General features: G+C 68.4%; 4 protein-coding genes. 2 read left to right on the top strand and 2 right to left on the bottom strand.

Features of this window, described 5'->3' with window-relative positions; genetic code table 11:
- Positions 1 to 54: 54 nt before the first annotated feature.
- Both ACIRA7_RS16665 and ACIRA7_RS16660 read right to left on the bottom strand, forming a co-directional pair.
- A complete protein-coding gene (locus ACIRA7_RS16665) occupies positions 55 to 1323 on the bottom strand; it encodes a transposase (protein WP_396221954.1) in 1269 nt (422 codons plus the stop codon).
- 96 nt (positions 1324 to 1419) lie between these two features.
- Positions 1420 to 1683, bottom strand: coding sequence for a hypothetical protein (locus tag ACIRA7_RS16660; protein WP_396221952.1), 264 nt, complete (start codon positions 1681 to 1683; stop codon positions 1420 to 1422).
- A gap of 249 nt (positions 1684 to 1932) precedes the next feature.
- Between ACIRA7_RS16660 and ACIRA7_RS16655 the strand changes: the two genes are divergently transcribed.
- Both ACIRA7_RS16655 and ACIRA7_RS16650 read left to right on the top strand, forming a co-directional pair.
- Positions 1933 to 2181: a hypothetical protein gene (locus ACIRA7_RS16655; RefSeq protein WP_396221951.1), complete on the top strand. Its 249-nt coding sequence runs from the start codon at positions 1933 to 1935 to the stop codon at positions 2179 to 2181.
- A 265-nt stretch (positions 2182 to 2446) separates the two neighbouring features.
- Positions 2447 to 2611, top strand: a 165-nt coding sequence (locus ACIRA7_RS16650; protein ID WP_396221953.1) for a transposase, incomplete at its 3' end; no start/stop codon positions are given.

Genomic DNA, 2611 nt, shown 5'->3' with positions numbered 1-2611 from the left:
CGGCGGCGTGCCCTCCGCCTCGCGCGCGCGCCTCGCGGGCCGTAAGAACGGCGGTTACCGTGGGGGGGGCGATGCCGGCGGCGACCGCTCGGACGCGCCCCGGTTCGTGGGGGCCCGCGTCGATGGCGGACTCCGCGGCCCGCCGTGCGCCTCGCGCGCGGCGCGCGTCCGGCGATGCGCGAGGATCCGGTCGATCACCGAGACCTGGGTGATGAACGCGACGACCCGCATGGGGCCATGGCCGGTCGGGCACGCCAGCGGGTCGACCTCGAAGATCTCCTGCAATAGGGCCGCCCACCGGCGGGTGGCCTCGGTCGGCGCGAGTCGTGGCGCGGGGACGATCAGGGGTGGCGTATCGGCTGCGGCGGGCTCGGCCTGACGCCGCATCCCGCGCGGACGGTTGGCGTACCAGCCGTCGTACCGCGTGGTGACGTGGCCCTGGTCGGGAATGTGCACGAGGACCCGAGCGAGGAACTCGAGCGGGTCGGCGGTTTCGGTCCCCGCCGTCGGGCCCTCTGATTTATCGGAGCAATAGGTCACGGCCTTGGCGGCGCGGTCGTAGGTGAGCCGCTCCAGGGCGACGGGATTGCGGGCGCAGTCGCGCGCGAGGCGGGTCGCGAACGCGCGATCGTCCTCCGACACCCACACCGCGGTGTGCACGTGGAACCCGGAATGCGGCCACGTCAGCAGGCCCGCGGCCTGGTCCTCGTCGAACAGCTCCAGCCGCACGACGAGCCGCAGCACGGCGCGGCGAAACGCCTCGGGCAACCGCGCGGTATCGTGCACCGGCCACGACACGAAGGTGCCATCTGGCCGGAACCCGCCATCGGTCACGAGGCGATGCAGATGCGGATGCCAGTTCGCCCGGGCGCCGTGCGTCTGCCGGCACGCGACGATCCCCACGGCGAGGTCGCGCTCGCCGGTCAGCGTCCGAATGGCGGCGGTGACGGTGCGGGCGGCGACGCGGGCGATCTCGCCGAGTAGGCGTCGCCGGTACAGACAATACGCCCGGAGGCGCTTGGGAATGGTGAGCACCACCTGCCGGTGCGGCACGAGCGCGAGGAGCGTGGTGTCCAGCCACTGCGTCCAGATCGCGAGGCGCTTGGCGTGACAGCTCGGGCAGCAGTAGCGGCACTTGCAGGAGAACGCGAGCAGGTACTCGTGCGTGCACGCGTCACAACGGATGCGGGCGAAGCCGTGCTCCAACACGCCGCACGCGAGAAACTTGTCGGCGACCTGCGCGACGACGGGACGCCACGGGCCGTACTCGCGCGCGAAGCGCTCGTTCGCCGGACGGTACTTGGTCCTGTGTTGCGCGGAGATAGTGTCGATGTCTGACGAGGGCTGACGCCGGAGCGCATCCGCCGCCGCTGTTTTGAAGGCATGCGGCAGCTGCTGGATCGCTGACCGGGGTAGCCGCTACGCCCGTTCTTCTGGATCGGCGAGGAACCACTCAATGCGGCCGCAGGCGGTGCAGGTGAGCGTCGCGGCGGAGCGATTGGCCCAATCGAGATTGAGGAAGGTCATCCCCGCGGTATTGAGTTGGGCGCGCCCTTCCACGAAGTGGTCATGCTTGCAATGCGCGCATTTGACCGGGATGTCGGCGACGGTGTAGCGCTCGCCCTCGGGGGAGTCGCCCATGGACTGGCCGTTGAAGCTGAAGGCGGAGAAGAAGTTGCTCATGGCAGATCCCGGGATGGAGGGGTGGTGGTTCGATGGAGAGCCTTACGGATGAGGGGCGTGGGCGTTTCGTGGCCACCGGGGCTAGCGTGCTGTGTCACGAACGGTGCAGCCACCATCGCACAGGTATCGCCCCGTCATCGCACCACTGGTTCGCAGGGCAACATGTGACAGCCAGTTAACGGCGCGGGAATACCCTGACGTTGGGCAGATCTGTGCAGGCGCCAATGACCAGGGGGGGTCGCTGTGCCGATGGATTGGTTTGAATCATTGATGGGCTTTCGGGAGAAGGGCTACGCGGCGACCCAGAATCTGTTGGAGCTCGATGGTGATCGGCTCCGGTCCACGGTGAACGGGGCCGAGTATGGCATTGGCACGCTGGAGCTGGTGTCGCTGGCGGAGCTCCGAGCGCGGGCGGGGGTTGGCGACGGGAAGCCGCGGGCCGTACTCGCGCGCGAAGCGCTCGTCATAGACCGTTTAGAGCCGCGGCAGGTGATCTGACACCAACCGAAAGAGCGGCGACGCCTGCGGGCGTCGGGGTTGGTAGACGCCACACGCCGCCGGCGCCGCGTTGGGCATGCGCGCTCCGGGACCGGGGAGCGCCGAGCTTACGTCCGACTCGTGCGCGGCCCGTCACCGTGCTGGTGCGCGACGGGCAGTTTCGACGCAACGTCCACGGTTTGCCGGCCTAACGATGCTTGCTGCTGCCGAGGGCTCTTGCACCAATTCCGTGTACACTTCCGCCTAACGAGAATGGGAGTCACACGTGCCACGATCGGGACCGTGCAAGCTGTACAAGTACACGGACGAGTTTAAGCAGACGGCTGTTCGTCTGAGTCATCAGCCCGGAATGCAGGTCAAGACCGTCGCGGCTGCGCTGGAGATTCATCCCTTCATGTTGTCGAAGTGGCGGAAGGACGTTCGCGACGGG

The organism is Gemmatimonas sp., from assembly GCF_044376735.1.
Classification (GTDB): Bacteria; Gemmatimonadota; Gemmatimonadetes; order Gemmatimonadales; family Gemmatimonadaceae; genus Gemmatimonas.
Note: the sequence above shows the minus strand (reverse complement) of the source record. Positions and strands in the feature narration are given on the sequence as shown.

Bases quoted from the DNA above. Each gene is read 5' to 3' on its own strand.
- ACIRA7_RS16660 (WP_396221952.1), bottom strand. From the start codon at position 1,683: ATGAGCAACTTCTTCTCCGCCTTCAGCTTCAACGGCCAGTCCATGGGC.
- ACIRA7_RS16655 (WP_396221951.1), top strand. From the start codon at position 1,933: ATGGATTGGTTTGAATCATTGATGGGCTTTCGGGAGAAGGGCTACGCG.